The sequence below is a fragment of the Paenibacillus vietnamensis genome (assembly GCF_020169515.1).
Lineage (GTDB): Bacteria > Bacillota > Bacilli > Paenibacillales > Paenibacillaceae > Pristimantibacillus > Pristimantibacillus vietnamensis.
Genome location: NZ_JAHMHW010000012.1, coordinates 1 through 22,913 on the forward strand (window position 1 = coordinate 1; position 22,913 = coordinate 22,913).

Genomic DNA, 22,913 nt, shown 5'->3' on the forward strand with positions numbered 1-22,913 from the left:
GTAGAGCACCTGGTTTGGGACCAGGGGGTCGCATGTTCAAATCGTGTCATCCCGACCATTTAAGATTTTTGTTTGTGCGGGTGTAGTTCAATGGTAGAACCTCAGCCTTCCAAGCTGATGGCGTGGGTTCGATTCCCATCACCCGCTCCAACCACAAACGACAAGTCCTTGAGAAATCAAGGGCTTTTTTATTTTGTATAACATTTCCTCCAGTTAATCTCATGCTTCAGGGCTTCAACCACGCCCCGTTTTGTAGTATGATATTAGGAGTCAAAAAACGTTCAAGAAGTATTTAGGAGGAACAGTATGTCGGATCAATCTGCATCAACTTTGACCACAAGCCGGCCGCAAGCATACAACTTGCTTCGACGTGACGTCCGCTTTCTAGGCAATATTCTCGGCGAAGTGCTTGTCCATCAGGGCGGGCGCGAGCTGCTTGAAATCGTAGAACGCATTCGTGAACAAAGCAAGGCTCTTCGTGCGGAATTCGTGCCGGAGCTATTCGAGCAATTTAAGGAAACCGTATCGTCGCTAAGCCCGGAAATCAGACACCAGGTGATCAGGGCGTTCGCGATCTACTTTCAGCTTGTTAACATTGCCGAGCAAAATCACCGGATTAGACGGAAACGCGATTACGAGGTTTCTGCAGGCGAAGCCGTGCAGCGCGGCTCGGTCGAGAGCGCGATCCAGGATTTGAAGGAACGCGGCATCGGTATTGAAGACGTTCAGGATATTTTGAACGGCATTTCCCTCGAGCTTGTCATGACGGCTCACCCGACGGAGGCTACACGCCGTGCGGTGCTGGATATTCACAAACGGATTGCGGTTGACGTGATGGAGCTGGACAATCCGACGCTGACCTACCGCGAGCGCGAGAAGCTGCGCGAGAAGCTCATGAACGAAGTTCTGATCCTATGGCAGACGGACGAGCTTCGCGACCGTAAGCCGACCGTCATCGACGAAGTGCGTAACGGCCTGTATTATTTTGATGAAACCTTATTCGAAGTGCTCCCAAGCGTCTATGAAGAGCTTGAGCGCTGCCTGAGCAAATATTACCCGGACGAGAACTGGCATGTGCCTGACTATCTCCGCTTCGGCTCCTGGATCGGAGGAGACCGTGACGGCAACCCTTCGGTTACCGCCAAAGTCACTTGGGAGACGCTGACGCTGCACCGCCAGCTGGCGATCCGCAAATACGAAGAGAAGCTTCACGAGTTGATGGACCTTCTCAGCTTCAGCACGAATCTGGTTACGGTATCCGATGAGCTTGTCGAGTCGATCCGTTCCGACCGTGAGCATGTCGAGCTGAAATGTGTGGATTTGTGGAGAAATACGAAGGAGCCTTACCGCATCAAGCTTGGCTTCATGCTGGAGAAGCTCGCCAATACGCGCGATGAGTCGCTGAAGGGCTCCCTGATGCGTTATAACCATCCAAGCGAGCTGCGCGAGGATCTGCTCGTGATCGACCGCAGCCTGCGCCAGCATTATGCGGACTACGTGGCGGATACGGATGTGGCGAAGCTCGTTCGACAGGTCGAGCTGTTCGGCTTCCATCTCATGACGCTTGACGTACGTCAGCACAGCCAGGAGCATGAGAATGCGATGGCTGAAATTTTGGCGAAGATGAACATCGTTTCGGACTACGCTTCGCTGTCGGAAGCGGAGAAGACGGACCTGCTTCACCGTTTGCTGAACGATCCGCGTCCGCTCACTTCCGGACATTTGGATTATTCGGATTCGACGCGCGAATGTCTCGACGTTTACCATACGATTTACCGCGCCCAGCAGGAATTCGGCGTGAACTGCATTTCGAGCTACCTGATCAGCATGACGCAGGCCGCAAGCGATATGCTTGAGGTCATGGTGTTCGCGAAGGAAGTCGGCCTGTTCCGCAAGGAATCGGACGGAACGGTCCGCTGCACGCTGCAGTCGGTGCCTCTGTTCGAGACGATCGACGACCTGCATGCGGCTCCGGGCATCATGAAGGAGCTGTTCGAGCTGCCGATTTACCGTCAAGCGGTGGAAGCTAGAGGCAATCTGCATGAGATCATGCTCGGCTACTCCGACAGCAACAAGGACGGCGGCGTTGTTACGGCGAACTGGGAGCTGCGCGTAGCTCTGAACGAAATTACGGCAGCCGGCAAAGATTACGACGTGAAGCTGAAATTCTTCCACGGCCGCGGAGGTGCGCTCGGCCGCGGCGGTATGCCGCTGAACCGCAGCATTTTGGCGCAGCCGCCTCATACGATTGGCGGAGGCATCAAGATTACCGAGCAGGGCGAGGTGCTCTCCTCGCGTTATTCGATGCAGGGCATCGCATACCGCAGCCTCGAGCAGGCGACTTGGGCGCTGATTACGGCGGCCCGCCTGGCGAAGTATCCGGAGCAGGCTCCGCAAGCGGAAGCGCAATGGGATGAAATCGCCCGCTCGATTTCCGAGACGGCGCTTAAGAAATACCAGGATTTGATTTTCCGCGATCCGGATTTCTTGACGTATTTCAAGGAATCGACACCGCTGCCTGAGGTAGGCGAGCTGAATATCGGCTCCCGTCCGTCGAAGCGGAAGAACAGTGACCGTTTCGAAGATTTGCGTGCGATTCCATGGGTATTTGCATGGACGCAAAGCCGTTACCTGCTGCCGGCATGGTATGCGGCCGGCACGGCGCTGAAGCAGTATGTGGGCGAGGACGAAGGCAAGCTGGAGACGCTGCGTACGATGTACGAGCAATTCCCGTTCTTCCGTCAGCTCATCGACAATCTTCAAATGGCACTGGCGAAGGCGGATTTGCTGATCGCCAAGGAATATGCCGATATGATCAAGGACAAAACGATCCGCGACCGTATTTTCGAGCAAATCGAGACGGAATACAAGCTGACTTCGGAGCTTATTCTGGGCATTACGGGCCAATCGGAAATTTTGGATAATGTTCCTGTTATCCAGGAGTCGATCCGCTTGCGCAACCCGTACGTCGATCCGCTCAGCTATATGCAGGTTCAGCTGCTGACCGAGCTTCGCGCACTGCGGGACAAGGAAGAGGATGATCAGGAGCTGCTCCGCGAGGTGCTTCTGACGATCAACGGAATTGCCGCAGGCCTTCGGAATACGGGCTAATGATATAGAAGAAGCAAGCCAGTCCCGGCGTTTATGCCGGGGCTGGTTTTTTTATGCCGCATTTAAATTCGCTTAAGTTTCGTTTAAGGTACATCCTTCATGATAGACACATAAGGAACAGACACTTCACCTTGAAAGGATGAGCGCCATGAACGATGATTATAAACGCACGGAACCCGTCGGTCCTAATTCGAATGATCATAAATCGGCAACTGCGGCAGAGAAACCATCTACTACTTATATTTATGAATCCTCCAATTCGGCGAAAGACTTGAAAGCCTCCTACGAGAAAGAGCTTGGCATTCATATGGGCTTGATGAATGCATCGGGAGGAGGAGGCCGCAGGAAGCGCGCCGGCGCCGGCTCAGCACGGACGATGCTGGCTTCGTTTCTCGTCGGGGCGATGGTGATCGGAGGATTCTCCTACATGGCCGACAAAAACAATCTGTTCAGCGCCGGACAAGCGCCGGTTACCCAGCAGACGTCCGGCGAAGCGCCTGACGGCTCCGCACAGCAGGATGCCGGCATCAGCACCGCTTCCTTCAACACCAGCGATGATATTGCGGATGTGTATGCGGAAGCAAGCCCCGCCGTCGTCAAAATCGAGACGTACGCCGAGCCGCAGCGCTCCGCTTCGATGTTCGACGATCCGGCCTTCCGGCAGTTTTTCGGGGGTGGACGAGGCGGGCAGGAGCAGCAGCAGACGCAAGAGCAAAGTGCAGCGGAGCTGGAGCTGACAGGTTCGGGTACGGGATTTTTCTTCGAGTCGGACGGCTACATTTTGACGAATGAACATGTCATTTCCGGCGCAAAGGAAGTGAAGGTAACGGTACAGGGCTATGACGAGCCGCTGACGGCCGAAGTGCTCGGCTCGAGCTATGACCTGGATTTGGCGGTACTGAAGGTTGAAAGCCCGGATGGCAACGAGTTTCCTGCTCTGAAGCTGGGCAGCTCGGAGGATACGAAAATCGGGGATTGGGTGATGGCGATCGGCAATCCGTACGGCTTCGACCAGACACTGACGATGGGCGTGCTGAGCGCGAAGGAGCGTCCGATTACGATCTCGGATGAGCAGGGCGAGTACCAATACGAGCATCTGCTGCAGACGGACGCCTCTATTAATCCAGGCAACTCCGGCGGGCCGCTGCTGAATGAAGAAGGCGAAGTGATCGGCATCAATACGGCCGTGAATGCGGAAGCGCAAGGCATCGGATTTGCAATTCCGACTACGACGATTACGAAGGTGCTGGAGCAGCTGAAGACGAATACGCTGTAATGCGCATGAAGGAAGGAAGCTGATTTTCGCATAGGCTTGGAAGCCGGAAAGGGGCTTCCGGGCCTTTTTGAACGCGAAAAAAGCTTTGCCGCCCAGAGGGTGGCACAGAAACAGGCTGCGCAAAGATGCAGCTAACGGGTCATGCTCATTGCCGGACGTTTATGTTTGCGCCATAAGTCCTTTTCCCGGTCAAAGGTCGGCTTCGAAACCTAGCCTAAGGTCGATTGCTGTACCTTTACCAAACGTTTATAATGGGCAGGTATATGTGCAATTCGCGAGGCGGTCTTGCATTTTGAGTTCGGGTGCATTACCATTTTTATGGATGGACACTCAGGACGATGCCGAACGAACGGAAGGGTTGGAGGAGTCAAGGTGAATGTATTGGAAGCACGCCTTGCGAAGTTGGCGCTGAGAGGCGATCAGCAGGCATTTGCCGAGCTTGTCGACCTTTATCAGGATAAGCTGTTTCATATGTCCTATCGTATGCTGAACAACCGCCAGGAAGCGGAGGACGTCGTTCAGGATACTTTTCTTCGCGTTTATAAAAACTTGGACCGGTACGACGACACGCTGAAATTTTCGACATGGATATACCGGATTGCCACCAATCTATGCATCGACCGGCTGCGCAAACGGAAGCCCTCGTATTCGCTCGATGCGGAGTCGACGGAGCATGAAGGGCTGGACGGCTACTCGATGATTCCAAGCGATAACCGGACTCCGGAATCGGAGCTGCTGCTGTCGGACACGCAGCGGATCGTTCACACGGCGATCGCGTCGCTGCCTCCGAAATATAAGACGGTTATGACGCTTCGTTATATGCAGGATATGTCCTTGCAGGAAATTGGCGACGTGCTGGACATGCCGGTAACGACGATCAAAACTCGCGTACATAGGGGAAGGGAATTTCTGCGCAAGAAGCTGGAGCACAAATTATAAAGGATCGGCCAATTGGGAAAATTTTTTTGAAACATCCCTGAGACCAGCTACGTATCCTAATACGAGAATAGAACTAATGCGCGAGCAAGTGAAAGAAAGGACTGGCTGCTATGAATTGCAACGTCGCCATCGTATGGATGCATGACTATTTGGACGGCGAGCTGCCACGTGATGATATAGCTACGTTGAAAGCACATTTGCTTTCCTGTCCGGCTTGCCGAGGACGGTTTGAACAGCTCCAGAAGACGGACGCTGCGGCGTTCCAAACTTTAGAGGCGATTAAGCCGGCTGCGGAATACGACAAGAAAGCATCGGAGCAGTTGACCGAGCGCATCATGCAGCAGCTTCCGAAGCAGAAGAGCAAGCAGCGGAGCGGGATCGTAAGGTTCATCTACAAGTATCCCGGCTTAACCGCAGCTGCCGTATTCGCGCTCGTCATGCTTGGCAGCTTCTTCACGATGTGGGAAGAGGACACGAAGCTGGTTGTATCGGGCGAGGATCTTCAGCAGGTTGTTATAGAGGGCAATACCGTAATCGTGCCGGAAGGCGCGCATTTGACCGGAAGCTTAACGGTGGAGAACGGAACTGCAGATGTGAAGGGTGAAATCGACGGCAACGTGACCGTAATCGACGGCACCCTCAATTTGGCGTCCACCGGTCATATAGCAGGACAAAGCCGGACCATCGATCAAGCGCTGGACTGGTTTTGGTATAAAGTGACACAAACCTTTGGCGGTGATTCGCGTTAAGCTACCAGCCTCCCTTGTGCAGGGAGGTGTTTTTTTTAAAGCATTCTTGAAAGTTTTTTTGAAAAAAAGGATTTCCAATCCCGTATCTAGAAAATAATAAAGTTGGAATACGAACATAGAGACAAGCGTTGGTCTGTTGGGGGTTGGCATATGAGCTATTTCACGGATTTAACCTGGCATGATTATGTAAAGGACATTATCGACGTCGGCATCGTAAGCTTTATTATTTATAAAATGATATTGCTAGTCCGCGGGACAAGAGCGGTTCAGCTGTTGAAGGGCATATTCGTGCTGGTGGCGGTATGGGCGCTGAGCACCTGGTTTAATCTATATACGTTAAAATGGCTCATGAATCAGATGTTTACGTTCGGGATCGTGACCGTTCTGATCATTTTCCAGCCGGAGCTGAGAAGGGTGCTGGAACAGCTCGGACGGGGCAAGCTGTTCGCCCGTTCGTATTTGCTGGACCGGGATGCCATGAGCGAGCAGATTGACGGAGTGATTAAAGCGGTACGGTTCATGTCCGAAAGGAAGATCGGGGCTCTCATCGTATTTGAGAGAAGTACAGGTCTCAGCGAGCTGGTCGAATCGGGGATCCGCATGGAATCCAAAATCACGTCGGAGCTGCTGATTAACATTTTTACGCCGAATACGCCGCTTCACGACGGAGCGGTTATTATACGGGGCAATCAGATTATGGCTGCAGGCTGCTACCTGCCGCTGTCCGAGAACCCTTTTATCAGCAAGGAGCTGGGGACGCGCCATCGCGCCGCCATTGGGGTAAGCGAGGTGACGGATGCGGTATCCGTTACGGTATCGGAGGAAACCGGGCAAGTTTCCTTGTCGCTGGGCGGCATGATCGTGCGCGATATTAATGAAGAGTCGCTTATCTCGAAGCTGTTCGATGAGCTGACGCCGAAGACCAATGGACGCAGTAAGGAGCGAACCGGCGTGTCGATGTGGTGGAGGCGGAAAGGAGGCGGACATGGATAAATGGCTGAGTCATCCGAATGCGCTCAAAATTATTTCGGTTGTTGTCGGGTTATTATTGTGGGCCGTTGTACATATCGATCCGGATACGTCGCCGCAGACCGCCACTTCCAGCTATGATACAAAAACGATCGAGGCGGCCGTCATCACGACGGATGGCCTGGATGAGGATAAATATGTGTTGTCCGCCATGGAGCCGACCGTCATACGTCTGGACGTGCAGGGACGGCTGACGGACCTCATGAAGGCATCATCGGACGATGATTATATCGTGAAAGTGGATTTGAAGGATGCAAAGCCGGGCATACAGGAGTTGCCTTTGACCGTAGATCTGCCTAAGGGCATCGATCTGGTGCAGATGTCGCCGCGTACGGTGACGGTGCAGATCGAGGAGATTTTGACAAAGCCGTTTGAGCTTCAGCTGCTCACGACAGGGAAGCCGGCGGACGGATACATCGCAGGAACGCCGACGATGGCCGAGACGGCCGCCGCCGTGCAGGTCACGCTGCCGAAGGACGACATGAGCAGGGTCGGCGTCGTCGCGGCGGAGCTCAATGTAGAGGGCGCGGACAAAAATGTCGTTAACAAGAGGGCGAAGGTGGTCGTCTACGACTCGGACGGCATTGAGATGACAAATGCGATCGTGTCGCCGGAAACGGTGCACGTCGAGGCGAAGGTGACGCCGCCTTTCAAATCGGTTCCTCTGCAAGTGAGGACGACAGGCAGCCTGCCGGACAATTTGAGCCTGGTCTCGGTGAAGCCGGCAGTCGAAGAGGTCACGGTGTACGGCGACCAGAAGACGCTGGATGAGCTGCAGGTATACGACGGCGTTGTGCTGGACTTGTCCAAGGTGAAGGAGTCGGGCAGCGTGCAGGTGAAGACGGAGCCGGTTAACGGCCTTAAAGGAGTGGAGCCCGGCGAGATCACGCTGGAAGTTGTCGTCGCTCCGATCGTCAAGCGGACGTTTAACGGGCTTCTCATCCAGCTTGAGGGCGTGAAGGACGGAACGTCGGCGTTTATCCGGGCCCCATCGGACGGCAAAATGAGCTTGACCGTAAGCGGTGCGGAAACCGTGCTGTCCGAGCTCAGTGCGGGCGATATCCGTATCACGGCGAACGTGGAGGGGCTCGAGCCCGGCTCGCACGTTGTGCCGCTTGAGGTGGATGTGCCGGCCTACGTGGAAACCGTGCTCGGCAACGGGCAGAAGCTTGCGGCTACGATTGAAATCGTGGATAACGCTACGGCCGAAGCGGGGCAGGAGGAGACGGAGGAAACCGGCTCTACGCCAACCGAAACCCCGGACAGCACGCCTGCTGTGCCTGAGGAGGAAGAAAGCGGCGGCAATACCGGAGCAGGGAACGCAAGCACGTAATTAACGCGGTTTACATTGAATGAAGTGAGAAACCAGAAACGAACCAGATGACAAAGGAGCTTATTTACAATGGGGAAATATTTCGGAACGGACGGCGTGCGCGGCGTAGCCAATCGCGAGCTTACGCCTGAGCTGGCATACAAAATCGGCCGCTGCGGCGGTTATGTGTTAACGAGAACGGCAACAGCCAAACCTAAGGTGGTCATTGGCCTCGATACGCGTATTTCGGGTCCGATGCTCGAATCCGCGCTTATAGCCGGTTTATTATCGATTGGAGCGAGCGTCGTGCGCCTTGGCGTTGTGTCAACGCCGGCTGTCGCTTATATTACGAAGGAGCTTGGGGCGGATGCGGGCGTCATGATTTCGGCATCGCATAATCCTGTGGAAGATAACGGCATTAAGTTTTTTGCGGGCGACGGCTTTAAGCTGTCCGATGAAACAGAGCTGGAAATCGAGCAGCTCATAGATGCTGAGACCGATTCGCTGCCTCGTCCGGAGGGCGGAGAGATCGGTGCCGTTTCGTTCGACGAAGGCGCGAAGCAGCGCTATCTCGACTACTTGAAAACGACCATCAAAGGCGGCTTCAGCGGCCTCAAAATCGTGCTGGACTGCGCGAACGGCGCCGCATATGAGCTGGCTCCCGCCGTATTCCGCGAGCTTGGGGCGGAAATTTTGACGGTAGGCGCTGAGCCGGACGGCCTGAACATCAATGCGGGAGTCGGTTCGACGCATCCGGAATATTTGCGGGAACAGGTGCTGAAGCATGGCGCGGATCTCGGCTTGTCCTTTGACGGAGATGCGGACCGTCTGATCGCTATCGACGAGAACGGCGAAGAAGTGGACGGAGACTTTATTCTTTGCATTATCGGCGATGCGATGAAGCGCGCAGGCAAGCTGAAGCACGATACGGTCGTTACGACAGTCATGGCCAATATCGGCTTTTTCAAAGGAACGGAGAGCATAGGCCTGAAAACCGCGCAAACCGCGGTAGGCGACCGCTATGTCATGGAAGAAATGCGCCGCAGCGGCTTCAATCTGGGCGGCGAGCAATCCGGTCATGTGATTTTCCTGGATCATATCACGACGGGTGACGGCATTCTGACCGCTCTGCAGCTGGTGGATACGGTTGCGGCATCCGGCAAGAAGCTGGGCGAACTGAAAGGCTTGATGCGCAAGTATCCGCAGAAGCTTGTGAACGTGCGAGTTGCCGACAAAAGCCTGTACCAAGGCAATCTGGCGATTGAAGCTGCGGTGAAGCAGGTGGAAGGCGAGCTTGGCGACAACGGCCGCGTGCTGGTGCGTCCATCCGGAACGGAATCGCTGATCCGCGTTATGGCGGAAGGTCCTGACAAAGAGCAGGTTGAGGCTTATGTCGATCAAATCGCTGCAGTCGTAAAAAGCGAGCTCGGCTAAACGTTTGTCTTTCGTTTGTCTAATGCTGTCGAGGGTTTGTCGGATGGGGCATCCGACAGGCCCTCTTTGCACATTTTTGTGGAAACAAGCGGAAATTTTCAAGGTTAAGGTTGCAGAGTGGGCGGAAAATGAATATGATAGGTAGTATGATTCTAGAAGGAAAGAGAGGGTAGAGGTTATTTAATACAGTTAAGCGCCAGAGCTTGCGTGATGAATTCGGCTTTCACAGACGCTGATTAAGATGGTTGTGAAGCGGGAATCATACGGGAAGCTGACGAGGTGAAGGTGTTCGAAACATTCGGCGGGGACCTTCCGGTACAGGCAAGCCAACCGACAGCCGTAACGCAAAACGTCCGGGCGACCGGGCTGACAAACGTGCGGCAGGCTGCGTTATTTATTCATCATTTGCTCCCGTATGTCCAGGAGGCCGCAAACGATGCGGGCACGGGCAGAGGGGTTACATTTTCAGCTAGAACAGGATGGATCTGTGACAACTTCATATTGCCTTTGCCGCACATTGGCAGGCATCCGGTCGGGACGGGAAATAACCTAATCGGAGGCTTATTCATTATGTGTGGAATCGTAGGATATATTGGGAAACGTGACTCGCAGGATATTTTGATCGAAGGTCTGAAGAAGCTGGAGTACCGGGGTTATGACTCCGCCGGTATCGCTGTCTTCACGAAGAACGGTCTGGAAATTACAAAATCCAAGGGGCGTCTGGCTAACCTTGAGGGATTGCTGCGCGAAGAGCCGCTGAACGGCTCGGTCGGAATCGGACATACGCGCTGGGCGACTCACGGTAAGCCTTCGGATGTGAATTCGCATCCTCATACCGACAATTCCGCGAAATTTTCGGTCGTGCATAACGGGATTGTCGAAAACTATTTGAACCTGAAAGAAGAACTGTCGGCGAAAGGACATGTATTCGTATCGGAGACGGATACGGAGATTATTTCTCACCTGGTGGCCGATGAATATAAAGGGAATATCGTAGAAGCCGTTCAACGCGCGGTTAAGCGGATGCGCGGAGCTTTTGCGCTGGGTGTATTGACGGAGCACGAGCCTGAGCGTCTCGTTGCGGTTCGTTTTGCAAGCCCGCTTGTAATCGGTGTTGGCGAAGGCGAGAACTTCATCGGCTCGGATATTCCGGCGATTCTCGAGCATACGCGCAACGTGTACATTTTGAACGACGGCGAAATGGCCGTATTGACACGCGATAGTGTCGAACTTCTGACGACTGAAGGCGAAAGTATTTCCAAGGAAATATTTCATGTCGACTGGGATCTCGTAACGGCGGAGAAAGCCGGATTTGATCACTTCATGCTGAAAGAAATTTATGAGCAGCCGAAAGCTTACCGCGATACGATGATGAGCCGCATTACGGAAGACGGCAAATCGGTCGATCTGAAAGAGCTGGGAATGACGGACGAATACATCAAGTCGATCCGTAAGGTTCAGATCGTAGCTTGCGGCACGGCTTACCACGCTGGACTTGTCGGCAAATCGGTTATCGAGACGCTGGCACGCATCCCGGTAGAAACGGATGTCGCTTCGGAATATCGTTACCGCTCGCCGATCATCACGCCGGATACGCTTGTTATCGTCGTCAGCCAATCGGGTGAAACAGCCGACACGCTCGCTGCGCTTCGCGAAGCTCAGCGCAATGGTGCCCGCGTACTGGCGATTACGAACGTAGTGGGCAGCTCGGTTGCCCGCGAAGCGGATCATGTCCTGATTACTTGGGCAGGCCTTGAAATCGCGGTAGCATCGACAAAAGCTTACACGTCGCAGCTGATTGCATTCTATCTGTTCGGTCTGCATCTTGCGAACACGCTTGGCACGAAGGATTCTGCCGAAATCTCGGAGATCATCGCATCCATGCATCAGCTGCCGGCGCAGGTGGATAAAATTTTGGAGCAGGCTCCGGTTCTGAAGCAGGTGGCTGAGTCGATCTCGCACCACAAACATTTGTTCTTTATCGGCCGCGGCATTGATTATGCCGTTGCTCAAGAAGGCTCGCTGAAGCTGAAAGAAATTTCGTACATCCACTCTGAAGCTTACGCCGCTGGTGAATTGAAGCACGGTACGCTGGCCCTCATCGAGGAAGGCATTCCGGTCATCGCCTTGGCGACGCAGGAAGAGCTGTACGAGAAGACGCTCAGCAATATCAAGGAAGTAAAAGCGCGCGGCGCTCACGTTCTCGGTATCGCGAACATCGGCTCCGAGGAAGAGGTAAGCAAATCCGTGGATGAGCTGTTCGCCATTCCGAAGACGCTGCCGATCCTGTCGCCAGCCTTGTCGGTTATCCCTCTGCAGCTGATTTCGTATTATGCATCGCTTGCTTTGGAGCATGATGTCGATAAGCCGCGGAACTTGGCGAAGAGCGTTACGGTGGAATAGTAGTTAAGGCAATTAATATTAAGTTACCTGTCTGATGATTAAAAAGTGAAAGATAATTACCACAATAACAAAGAGGTTATCTTCAAGCACTGCTTTAAGATAACCTCTTTTTTTCATGCAAATCGAATTACTCTATGCTCGTATCTGCCGAGCTCCAGCTTGCTGCCGGGGGCGAACCGCTCCTGCGTAAGCGCATCGAAGCCTGCGAGCGGAAGCGTGACGGAGCCGCCTTTGCCGTCCATGTTGACGACGACCCAAACGTCGAACCCGTCGCCGCGCCGCGGCGCAAAAACCTTACTATCTGACATGCCAATCTTACTCTCACCCATTTTGATTTATTGCTAATAACCTATAATGAAAGGGGAATGGTTCTTTACAGTTGAAGCCAAGAGGTGAGATATGTATTCATTTGGTTGGTGTAAAGGAATCGAGGATGCGGGAACTTTAAAGCGGATGGGGTTCGATTATATCGAGTGCGCGCTAGCATCTCTTGAACTTGAAAATCAGGTGCATTTTAATGAAAGGTTTCCTCTTTATGTAAATAGTCCGCTCCCTGTGTTGGCATTCAATATCTTCTTTCCAGGCGATATGAAAGTGATTGGCCCGGAAGTCGATCAAGAACGAGTTCGGCGATATATCCATAAAGCCGCATCGGCTCTGAACAAGATCGGAGCAAAAACGGCTGTTCTTGGAAGCGGACGGTCTCGCAATGTCCCTGACGGATGGGATCGGAAAGCTGCAGAGGAGCAGTTTGTTCAACTGCTAGGATGGATTGCCAGTGAATTATCCGGTACCGGTGTAGCATTAGCAATAGAGCCGCTGAATTCGAAAGAGTCCAATTTCGTCAATCGTGTTTCAGAAGCTGTCATGTTCGCGAAACAGATGAATCACCCGTCTATTCGGGTTTTAGCTGATTTTTATCACATGGATGAAGAAAAAGAACCGCTGCATACGCTCGTTCAGAACAAGGATTGGCTCGCCCATATTCATTTGGCCGATTCGGGGCGGCTTTCACCGGGGACAGGGCGATACCCATACCGGGATTTCGCTGCCGCTTTGCAGGCTTCCGGGTATAAGGGGATGATATCCGCTGAATGTACGGTGAACAATCCCGAAACGGAGCTTCCGGAAAGCCTGGCCTATATGAAAATGACTTTCAGCTAGACATGATACGTCACTCCATACAATCATAATAATGGGCTCGAAAAAAGAAAAAAGCCGCAGGACAAGTTGTTCCTGCGGCTTTACTCCGTGAACGAATTATTGAACGGCTGAACAAAATCCATTCTTTTACGATCAAGTGCATCCTGCTGCTCTTTCGTAAAGGTGACTCGCAGCTTTGCTAGTCCCGTATGTTCGTTGATATAGACGATTTTAGATTTTCCTTGGATTTTCATGGCTCGTTTGGTCCATTCATCAGGGTTAAACATGGATGATCTCCTCCTTTTGAATGCGATGTAAAACCATTCAACTCTATCACCAGTATGGTCAAATTAACGAAAAATAGACGAGAGGAGGAGCGCCCGAAACGGCGCTTTTTTCCTATATTTTGTCCTCAGACTATGTGATATATTATTAACTGCTTTAATTTCCATAATATTAAGGAGACTAGAAATAAACGAAGACATGAGCGATAGATTGCTTCGAGAGAAATTGGAAAAACAATTGGTTGAAATCCAAAGCTTTATCAATTAAAAACAACAGTTTTGCTGCTCGTCGGGTACGGTTACGTGGTATTGTTTGTGGCCCTGTTCCTGGCTTTGTCTGGCTTTTTAGTTTGGGAACTCATTCAAAACGGACTCTCCTATGCGTTGATAAAGCTGGCGTTAATTAATGTCGTAGTCGGTTATTTAGTCATTAAATCGTTGTTCGTTAAGAACGAGATGCCAAACGGCTTGTACGTCACGGAAGCGGAAGCGGGACCTTTGTTACGTTTGGTTGAGGAGCTAAGGAAGGAAATCAAAACACCGAAAATTCATCACATCATTGTCGATGAGAGCTACAATGCGTACGTAACCTCCTTTACTAAATTTGGTTTTTTCACGCCAAGCAAAAACATTCTGGTCGTTGGTCTTCCGTTGATGATGGGCTTGACCGAGATGCAGTTTAAAAGTGTACTGGCACATGAACTGGCACACATCTCCAACAAGGACACTATGCATGGCGCATTCACGAATCGCGTGATCCAAACCTGGAGCCAGATTATTGACACTCTTGAGCGGGATAATAATCGTTTGAGATTTTTGTTCACATGGTTCGGGAAGCGGTATACGCCGTTTATCATCAATCAAAGCTTTCCGCTCAGAAGAAACGCAGAATACCTTGCCGATAAAAAAGCAGCAGAAGCAACAAGCCCAAATACGGCTGCCGAAGCGCTGACACGATTGCGATTAAAGGCCATTATTATGGGGCATTCCAAGAGAGCTTGCATGAAGAGACGATGAACAATGCAGAATTGCCTGCGCCGTATAAAAAGTTTTCAGAGCTTGTAAATGAACTGCCGGAAAGAGTGAACGCGCTCGGTTGTGAAATAAGCATTCCGGCACCGGTAACGGTTCCAGCGCTCCAAACCATGTTTTGCAGACAGCAATGCCATAATCAAAAACTTTGATGAGGATTTGACAGATACGGTTGGTGCTTATTGGCTGGAACAAGTCGATGAAAGAAAGACCTTAAATGAGTTGAAGGTAAAGAAAGACCTGAAGGAATCCGAGCTTTGGGAATTGGCTGCTCTAACCGAGAGGTACGAGGGCTTCGAGAAGGCACTTCCGATTTTCGAAAATCTGGTGAAAAATCATCCGTTAACGAAAGACACAGCGCCGGCATTTGTTCGTTTGGGCAGTTACTACTTGGAAGAAGAGAAGGAAAGCGAAGGCGTTGCGTTAATCAGAAAAGGCATGGATGCAAACTGGGAATGCAAATTGCCTGCGTTAAATATCCTTGCAGAGTATTACATGTCGGCAGGGAAATTAAATGACCATGAAAAAATCGACATGGAACGAGATAAATGGGGAATCAAGCTGATGGATTCCGATGACGAAGCGGGACAATTAACCGAAGACGAGGTCGATAGGACTTCGTCTTTTTAGCAGCCTAAACTCCCCGGTTGGAGCAGTTTTGTTAGATGATTATAAGGTCAAGGTCCGAGTCTCTGGAAAGACTGGCGGCCTTTTCCTAAATCGACTTTCCATACGGCGTTAATTCCTTCGAATATGTGCCATTACCGGCTGCATATAAATAATTAACACGATGAAAGGGGTTAACGCCATGGAAATTTTATCGATTGTTTTGCAAAGTTTGCTGGCTCTAGCGTTTGTGGTGGCAGGCTTGGGTAAAATTTTTGGTGCCAAAATGCACGTAGAAGGCTTTAATCATTGGGGGCTTCCGCAATGGTTCCGGGTTGTCACGGGTCTCGTGGAAGTAGTCGGTGCGGCCGCGCTGATTTACGGCTTTTGGGAGCCGGGCTGGATGACGGCAGGAGCTCTATTGCTTGGCGTTACGGCTATCGGCGGCTTAGTGACCCATCTTCGTGCCAAGGATTCGTTTAATCAGCTGTTCCCGATCCTTCTTCTCGGCATTATCGCTTTTGTATTATTTTTCCTCCACTATTCCGAGTTTACTGATTTTACGGGCTTATCATAGAAAAGGAACAGCCTTGCGTCAGGTATGATTACCGGCGCAAGGCTGTTTTTTTAGATCGGGGTCAGAAAGCTCTTTGAACAAACCAGATGAATCCAAACAGCAGTACGGCGACCGATAGGCCGGGCGTCACCCACTTATTTACGCTGGCCCACCGTTTGCTCATGAAGAGAAGCAGCGGGAAAACAAGAGATACGATCAGGATCTGTCCCAATTCGATGCCCAGGTTAAAAAACAGGAGAGACGCTGCTAAATGAGCTCCGCCCAAATGGAGCTCCGACAAAATTCCCGCGAAGCCGAAGCCATGAATGAGGCCAAAAGCAAAGGCAATCCACGGAGCGTGCTTGGAGCCGGGCTGGAAAATATTTTTGAGCGCGACATAAATGATACTCAGCGCGATTGCCGATTCAATGAGCTTGCCGGGCAATTGCACGAGCTCGAGCGTCGCCAAGGCAAGCGTGATGCTGTGCGCAACCGTAAATGATGTGACTAAATAGAAGATGTGCCGGATCGTTGTGGCGCCAATGAGCAAGCTGATGACGAACAAAATATGATCATAACCTGTGAAGATATGCTCCAGCCCTAACGAAAGAAATTGCTTCGCTTGGGTCATGAAGCTCATCTCGCCCAGATTCCATTCTCTAACCTCATAGGTAAAGATAAATTCCTGCTGCTTTCCGCCCATCATAATCTTTGCCATATTCGCATGGCTCGGGTCGCTTTCCTCAAAAAAGGCGTTGTAGTCCACAATCAGATTTTCCGGTTCCGCGCTTACGGGGTAGGAAATCGAAAGCTCGGCAAACGGCCGGTCATTAATCGTGCTGACAACGGCTTGACCGATCGTCCCTTCGACGGGATGGCTGTTTGCAAAAATCAAAAGATGAGTATCTATATATTGCTGAAGCTTGGCTTTATTTTGCGCGATGATTTCGGTCATAGCCATAAGGTCGTCCGATTGCTCATCGACGGCAAACCCGACTGCATGACTTAGCTCGATGAGATCGAGCTGCAGGCGATAATCGATTTGCTTGTCATGCACGTCTATCACGGAATACCCCTCGCTGTTATTCGTATGTGCGGAGACCGCAGCCGGCGAGAGGACTAGAAGCAAGCATAGGAGCAGGAATAACCATTTGCCCTTCACTTATCAGACACATCCTTTATGTTCGCTTAAAAGAAAAAACAGGGAGAAATGGAACCCATCACTCCCCGTCTGCTGCATCCCTTACTTCACATTCATGAAGATAGGGTTGGAATAGAACCACAGGTCGCTCCACGGATCCTCGCCTTTCGGGTCGAGGCTCGGCTCGGCTTCGGCGGTATTCGTTCCGCGTACGCGAATGTAGCTGTCCTTGTCCACATCCTTGAGCTTGTACGTAATCGTAATGTACTCGCCTTTTTGCTTCCAATCGCTTTCGTCAAATCTTGCCACGACTTTCGTCGTCGGGTTGACGGCCGTGGAACGGTCTGCGACTTTCCCCGTCACTTCGCCTACGATCAGATCGACGCGGTTTACCTTCGGATTATCTCCATGGCTGTTGTTCGTGCTTGGGTCTTTGAGCGTAATGGTAACCGTTACGTCGCTGTTGCCGCTCTCTTTGACGTACAAGGTTTCGCCGATGTTTGCGCGGTTGCCGCCCGACTTCAGCTCGACATCCAATTCATGGACCAATTCGCCTGTCGTAACAAATACGCGGCCGTTGCGCAGTCCGTCCAAAATATCCGCGTGCGTGTTTTCCGCCTTCACGTAGGTTCTCGAATACTCGCCAGGCCAGAAGTCGCTTCCGCCGTCGCGCCAGTTCACATGGGAATCCGATGTGGATGTAATCCACCAATGTCTTCCCTCTCCCAACATGGAGTCCCAAAGACCGCCCACTTTGGCGCTCATTTGATCGAAGCCGCCCATCGTAGCGTAGCTGCCGTAACCGCCGCGGCTGCCATTCGGATCCAGGGTGCCGTCGGAATTGAGCGCGCCGGCTTGATGGCCCGGAGCTCCTTCCATGCCGACGGATACATTCGGCGCCGCATCGTTCCAATTACGGAACTCTTGCGGAGTATCCTGGCCCCAGGCTGCGTCTCCGCTGGCGGAGCGGGCAGGGTGGTTCGCGAACAGAACCGGAGGCTCGGCCAAATTTTTCATATAGTTCAGGGCATTAATCATGTTGGCTTCGGTATCCCGGCTCGGATCCGCAGGGAACGGATCGCGCTTGTTAAATTTGCTTTCGATATCATAAAGAACCTGCGATTCCTGATCGTTCTTCGGAATGATTAACGAGCTGTGATCGGCCTGCGGAGTATCGAATTCCATGCCATAGAACAAGGTAAGGCCCGGTACGGCTTCACGTGCTTTGAGCACTTCGGGATAAGCCTGCTCCAGGTTTACTTTCGAGTGATTCGGGCCGCCATGGTCGGTTGATACCATCCAATCCAGTCCGTACGCATCCGCCATTTGCGCATTTTTGGTAATCGGGTAAATGGCATCGCCGCCGCGGATCGGGGTTGGCGGGTTCGTGGCATTGTTCCAGCCGACACTCCATTCGCTGTGGACATGATGATCGCCCGCGAGCCAGATGCCTTCCTTTTTATCCGGCTTTGCTTCTACGGTTGGCGCTATAAACCCGCCAGTCAGACCCTGCGCCGCTACCGCTGTCGTTGCCAGTACGGAAACCGCCAGCATAGGTAATGCCTTGCGTTTCAGTTTCAAAATCGTTCAGCTCCTTTTGTTTTCGTTGTGCGGTTTCTATGGTACTCGCCGTTTGTTAGCTTAAATCGTGCAATATGTTGCGTTATTGTAAGCATGCTTGTTTGATTACCGCAAGATTTGCAAACTTTCTATCAAAAATGGCCAAGACCTTTTAAATCATAACTGTTACATTAAAAGGGGAAAAACATCAAAGCTGAGGTGGGATACGGATGCCGGCAATTGAACAGGAAAAAGTTAGAATGGGTGTCATCGGACTTGGCAATATGGGCTCCAGCCATTCCTTGCAAATTCATGTGCTTAAGAAGGTTCCGGGGATGGAGCTTGGAGCCGTGTGCGACATCAGTGAAGAACGCAGAAAGTGGGCGCGCAATCAGCTGCCGGAGGTACCGGTATTTGAGAACGCTGAGGATATGTACAAAAGCGGTTTGATCGACGCCGTACTGATTGCGGTTCCGCACTACGATCATCCGTCGCTGGCCATAGACGCTTTTGCAAACGGGCTGCATGTGCTGGTGGAAAAGCCTGCCGGAGTATATACCAAGCAGGTCCTTGAGATGAATGCTGCTGCAGAGAAATCCGATAAGTTGTTCGGAATTATGTACAATCAGCGGACCAACCCGGTCTACCAGAAGCTGAGAGATCTAGTGCATAGCGGGGAGCTCGGCGGCATCAAGCGCGTCGTATGGATCGTAACCGACTGGTACCGGTCGCAGGCTTATCACGATTCCGGCTCATGGCGTTCCACTTGGGAGGGCGAAGGCGGCGGGGTGCTTATCAACCAGAATCCGCATAATCTGGATCTGCTGCAGTGGATCCTTGGCATGCCGAAGACGCTGCGTTCCTTCGTCAGCTACGGCAAATATTATAATATCGAAGTCGAGGACGATGTAACGGCCTACATGGAATTCGCAAACGGAGCAAGCGGCGTCTATATTACCTCCACCGGTGAACTGCCGGGAACGAACCGGCTGGAAATCTCCGGGGATATGGGCAAAATCGTCGTGGAAAATAATACGATAACCTTCAACCGGAACCGGATCTCGGAGCGGGAGCATAACCGGATCAACACCAAGCCTTTCGGCAGAGCGGAATGCTGGAAATGTGAAATTCCCGCCGATAAGAACAGCGGCGGACAGCATATCGGCATTATGAAAAACTTCACGAATGCCATCCTGAACGGGGAGAAGCTGCTGGCGCCGGGGGAAGAGGGCGTTAACGGCCTGCTTATTTCAAATGCGATCCATTATTCCAGCTGGACGGACAGCCTTGTGGATCTGGAGCGGTTTGACCACGATCATTATTACGAGCTTCTTCAGGAGAAAATCGCCAATTCCAAGGTCAAGAAAAATGTCGTTCATCAAGTCGCCGACGTAACGGGAACTCATTAAGGAGGAACACAGCTATGAGCAAAATTGCAGGAGCACAGCTATACACGATCCGTGATCATGTGAAAACGCCGGAGGCGATCGACGAATCGTTCCGGAAGCTCAGAGAGATCGGGTATACAACGATCCAGGCCTCGGGGCTCGGTCCTATTCCGGCGGATGAATTGGCCGCCATTGCCCGTTCGCACGAATTAAAAATCGTATTGACGCACACTTCATACGCCCGGTTCACGGAGGATCTGGACGGGGTCATCAAGGATCATCACACCCTTGGCTGCGGTTTGGCAGGGATTGGAGGTTTGCCGGTTCCGTACCGGAATGAAGAAGGGTATTATTCTTTTGCCAAGAAGTTTAAGGAAATCGCCGATGAGCTGGGCAGAAACGGCCTGAAATTCAGCTACCATAACCATCAGTTCGAGTTCCAGAAGCATGACGGCAAGCTGGGCATGGACATTCTCATGGAAAAAACGAATCCGGAAACCTTCTTGTTTACGCTGGACACGTACTGGGTACAAGCCGGGGGAGCAGATCCCGGCACATGGATCCGCAAGCTGAAGGGAAGAATAGAGGCTATTCACTTGAAAGATATGACGATTATCGATGAGAAGCAAATCATGGCCGAGATTATGGAAGGCAACCTTTCATGGCCTGATATTTTCCGCGCATGCGAGGAAGCGGGAGTGAAGTGGTACCTGGTCGAACGCGATGCCGGTCCTACGGAAGCTTTCGACAGCCTGAGAATCAGCTATAATAATCTCAAAGAAGCAGGCTTCGCTTAGAAATAACACGCAAGACGTATCTGGCAATCCCCCGTCGATTGGTCGACGGGGGATTGCTGCGTTTCCCGAGAAATCCGCATGAAACCGGCAAAAATCAACCAGTGACAACGAGTGCAACTAATGACTATTCCCGGGTTTTTTACTATAAGGACGGCGTTTGTCAGCCGATCTGATCAAGCAGGGACTATCGACGGCAATCCGGTTCCCCCGTTATGCTGAAGCTACAAATTCACAGGTCCAGGCAATTGCCTTGGAACAATGAAAGGAAGGAAGCAGCATGCAAACAAGTTTGGAAGCGCGAGTCGCTGCGTCTTCGGCTCCGAGGTCGAAGCTTTTAATGGGCAGGCTGGTGCGGAACCGGTGGCTGTATTTTATGGTCCTCCCCGGTTTATTATACTTTCTTATTTTTAAGTACTGGCCGATGTACGGAATCTTCATCGCCTTTAAAGACTTTCAGCCGTTTCTAGGCTTCTGGGACAGTCCGTTTGTCGGATTGAAGCACTTCGAACGACTATTCGGCGATTCGAATTTTCTCGTTCTCTTTCGGAATACGCTCATTCTTGCCGCTTACAATATACTGTTTTTCTTTCCGCTGCCGATCTTGATCGCGCTTATGCTGAACGAGCTGAGGCATGAATTCACGAAGCGGACCATTCAAACGCTTATTTACATCCCACACTTTATGTCTTGGGTTGTCGTTGTCGGGATTGCCTACATCTTCCTGACGACGGAAGGCGGCATCGTAAATGAACTTCTGGAGCGCTACGGCGGAGAAAAAATCAATTTCCTGGTCAGCAACGAATGGTTCCGGACGCTCATTACGGCCGAGGTCATTTGGAAGGAAACGGGCTGGGGCACGATCATCTTCCTTGCGGCACTCGCCGGCGTCGACACGCAGCTGTATGAAGCGGCACGGATGGACGGCGCGAACCGTCTCCGCCAGCTTTGGCATATTACGCTTCCGGCCATTCGCAGCACGATCATCATTTTGCTGATCCTCCGGCTTGGACATTTTCTCGATACGGGCTTTGAACAGATCTTCCTGATGCTGAATGCAATGAACCGCGAGGTTGGGGAAGTATTCGATACTTACGTTTACTCGGTCGGTATCAGTCAAGGACAGTACAGCTTCAGTACGGCGGTCGGCCTCTTCAAATCGATCATCGGTCTGATCCTTGTCGTCGTATCCAATTATTTGGCCAAAAAATTCGGAGAAGAAGGAATTTACTAGAAAAGGAGCGTTGAGTCGTTATGCCGCTCAAGCAAAGCTGGGGAAGCCGGATTTTCGACAGTGTAAACGCCACGTTGTTGATTATATTCGCAGTTCTTACCGTTATCCCGTTCATTTATGCCATTGCCGGTTCGTTCGCCACGCAGAAGGAGCTGCTGGAGAAGGGATTCATCCTTTTCCCGACAGAGTTTACTTTGGATGCGTACAAATATATTTTCTCAACCCAAACGCTTGTCAGAAGCTTGCTGGTAACCGTCTACATCACTGTAGTAGGCACGCTGATCAACATTTTCTTTACCTGCCTGATGGCGTATCCGCTGGCCCGCAAAGATATGGATTTCCGCAAGCCGATCCTGATGCTGGTCGTGTTCACGATGCTGTTCAGCGGGGGGATGATTCCGACTTTCCTCGTGGTGAAGCAGCTGGGCATGATCGATACCTACTGGTCCTTGCTCATTCCGGGGGCGATCAGCGCTTTCAACCTGATTATTATGCGGAACTTTTTTCAGCAGCTGCCGGACGGCCTGGAGGAAGCCGCGAAGATCGACGGCTGCAACGATCTGGGCATTTTCTTCCGCATCGTGCTTCCGCTGTCCATGCCGGCGATCGCGACCTTCTCGTTATTTTACGCGGTAGGCCACTGGAATACGTTTTTTAATGCGGTGCTGTATATCAACGACAATACGAAATGGCCGATTCAAGTGCTTTTGAGGCAGATTGTCATTTTGGCTTCAGGCGGGATCGGGGATTCTACCGTAATGGAAGCGGATTATGTCGCTCCGCCGGAGCAATCGGTGAAAATGGCGGTTATCGTGGTATCTACTCTGCCTATTCTGCTCGTATACCCGTTCTTGCAGAAGCATTTTGCCAAAGGGGTATTGCTGGGATCGGTCAAGGGTTGAAGATATAATAAGAACAGGGG

General features: G+C 51.8%; 20 protein-coding genes and 1 tRNA gene. 17 read left to right on the forward strand and 4 right to left on the reverse strand.

All coding sequences use genetic code 11. The features are described from left to right. The first annotated feature begins 76 nt into the window (after positions 1-76). The 9 genes from KP806_RS19440 to glmS all read left to right on the forward strand — a co-directional run bounded on the left by KP806_RS19440 (position 77) and on the right by glmS (position 12,253). Positions 77-150, forward strand: a tRNA-Gly gene (locus KP806_RS19440). 156 nt (positions 151-306) lie between these two features. Beyond that, a complete protein-coding gene (gene ppc / locus KP806_RS19445; protein WP_224725412.1) occupies positions 307-3,111 on the forward strand; it encodes a phosphoenolpyruvate carboxylase in 2,805 nt (934 codons plus the stop codon). A 148-nt stretch (positions 3,112-3,259) separates the two neighbouring features. Next, on the forward strand, positions 3,260-4,387 hold the full coding sequence (locus KP806_RS19450; protein WP_224725413.1) for a S1C family serine protease: 1,128 nt from the start codon (positions 3,260-3,262) through the stop codon (positions 4,385-4,387). A 372-nt stretch (positions 4,388-4,759) separates the two neighbouring features. Next, positions 4,760-5,326, forward strand: a complete 567-nt coding sequence (sigW, locus tag KP806_RS19455) for an RNA polymerase sigma factor SigW (RefSeq protein WP_224725414.1) — start codon at positions 4,760-4,762, stop codon at positions 5,324-5,326. Between the two features lie 110 nt (positions 5,327-5,436). Further along, entirely contained in the window at positions 5,437-6,075 is a 639-nt protein-coding gene (locus KP806_RS19460) for a zf-HC2 domain-containing protein (RefSeq protein WP_224725415.1), read from the forward strand. Between the two features lie 150 nt (positions 6,076-6,225). After that, entirely contained in the window at positions 6,226-7,068 is an 843-nt protein-coding gene (cdaA, locus tag KP806_RS19465) for a diadenylate cyclase CdaA (RefSeq protein WP_224725416.1), read from the forward strand. Beyond that, positions 7,061-8,437 carry a CdaR family protein gene (locus KP806_RS19470; RefSeq protein ID WP_224725417.1) on the forward strand — a complete coding sequence of 459 codons (1,377 nt, stop codon included), beginning with the start codon at positions 7,061-7,063 and terminating at the stop codon, positions 8,435-8,437. The genes cdaA and KP806_RS19470 overlap by 8 nt, the downstream gene beginning before the upstream one ends. Positions 8,438-8,506: 69 nt before the next feature. Next, a complete protein-coding gene (gene glmM / locus KP806_RS19475; protein ID WP_224725418.1) occupies positions 8,507-9,850 on the forward strand; it encodes a phosphoglucosamine mutase in 1,344 nt (447 codons plus the stop codon). Between the two features lie 570 nt (positions 9,851-10,420). Then, the gene (glmS, locus tag KP806_RS19480) at positions 10,421-12,253 is read left to right on the forward strand and encodes a glutamine--fructose-6-phosphate transaminase (isomerizing) (protein WP_224725548.1); all 1,833 of its coding nucleotides are present in this window, start codon (positions 10,421-10,423) and stop codon (positions 12,251-12,253) included. Positions 12,254-12,366: 113 nt separating this feature from the next. On the opposite strand, the gene KP806_RS19485 is transcribed toward glmS, so the two are convergent. Then, entirely contained in the window at positions 12,367-12,561 is a 195-nt protein-coding gene (locus KP806_RS19485; RefSeq protein ID WP_224725419.1) for a Beta-galactosidase C-terminal domain, read from the reverse strand. 91 nt (positions 12,562-12,652) lie between these two features. On the opposite strand from KP806_RS19485, the gene KP806_RS19490 reads away from it, so the two are divergent. Continuing rightward, on the forward strand, positions 12,653-13,417 hold the full coding sequence (locus KP806_RS19490; protein WP_224725420.1) for a sugar phosphate isomerase/epimerase family protein: 765 nt from the start codon (positions 12,653-12,655) through the stop codon (positions 13,415-13,417). A gap of 80 nt (positions 13,418-13,497) precedes the next feature. Here KP806_RS19490 and KP806_RS19495 read toward each other — a convergent pair whose 3' ends face one another. After that, a complete protein-coding gene (locus KP806_RS19495) occupies positions 13,498-13,683 on the reverse strand; it encodes a hypothetical protein (protein ID WP_224725421.1) in 186 nt (61 codons plus the stop codon). A 300-nt stretch (positions 13,684-13,983) separates the two neighbouring features. Here KP806_RS19495 and KP806_RS19500 point away from each other — a divergent pair, with 300 nt between their 5' ends. From KP806_RS19500 to KP806_RS19510, 3 genes are all read left to right on the forward strand, one after another. Next, a complete protein-coding gene (locus tag KP806_RS19500) occupies positions 13,984-14,697 on the forward strand; it encodes a M48 family metallopeptidase (protein WP_224725422.1) in 714 nt (237 codons plus the stop codon). A 174-nt stretch (positions 14,698-14,871) separates the two neighbouring features. Further along, a complete protein-coding gene (locus tag KP806_RS19505) occupies positions 14,872-15,342 on the forward strand; it encodes a tetratricopeptide repeat protein (protein WP_224725423.1) in 471 nt (156 codons plus the stop codon). A 178-nt stretch (positions 15,343-15,520) separates the two neighbouring features. Beyond that, on the forward strand, positions 15,521-15,895 hold the full coding sequence (locus KP806_RS19510) for a DoxX family protein (protein ID WP_224725424.1): 375 nt from the start codon (positions 15,521-15,523) through the stop codon (positions 15,893-15,895). A gap of 61 nt (positions 15,896-15,956) precedes the next feature. Here KP806_RS19510 and KP806_RS19515 read toward each other — a convergent pair whose 3' ends face one another. Both KP806_RS19515 and KP806_RS19520 read right to left on the reverse strand, forming a co-directional pair. Next, positions 15,957-17,036, reverse strand: a complete 1,080-nt coding sequence (locus KP806_RS19515) for a HupE/UreJ family protein (RefSeq protein WP_224725425.1) — start codon at positions 17,034-17,036, stop codon at positions 15,957-15,959. Between the two features lie 81 nt (positions 17,037-17,117). Next, complete coding sequence (locus tag KP806_RS19520) at positions 17,118-18,596, reverse strand: CehA/McbA family metallohydrolase domain-containing protein (RefSeq protein WP_224725426.1); 1,479 nt, start codon at positions 18,594-18,596, stop codon at positions 17,118-17,120. 209 nt (positions 18,597-18,805) lie between these two features. Between KP806_RS19520 and KP806_RS19525 the strand changes: the two genes are divergently transcribed. From KP806_RS19525 to KP806_RS19540, 4 genes are all read left to right on the forward strand, one after another. Then, positions 18,806-19,984, forward strand: coding sequence for a Gfo/Idh/MocA family protein (locus KP806_RS19525; protein ID WP_224725427.1), 1,179 nt, complete (start codon positions 18,806-18,808; stop codon positions 19,982-19,984). Positions 19,985-19,998: 14 nt separating this feature from the next. After that, positions 19,999-20,760 (forward strand): sugar phosphate isomerase/epimerase family protein, encoded by a 762-nt coding sequence (locus tag KP806_RS19530; RefSeq protein ID WP_224725428.1) that lies wholly within the window; start codon positions 19,999-20,001, stop codon positions 20,758-20,760. A 277-nt stretch (positions 20,761-21,037) separates the two neighbouring features. Then, entirely contained in the window at positions 21,038-21,991 is a 954-nt protein-coding gene (locus KP806_RS19535; protein WP_224725429.1) for an ABC transporter permease, read from the forward strand. Between the two features lie 20 nt (positions 21,992-22,011). Then, the gene (locus tag KP806_RS19540) at positions 22,012-22,893 is read left to right on the forward strand and encodes a carbohydrate ABC transporter permease (RefSeq protein WP_224725430.1); all 882 of its coding nucleotides are present in this window, start codon (positions 22,012-22,014) and stop codon (positions 22,891-22,893) included. Positions 22,894-22,913 lie beyond the last annotated feature (20 nt).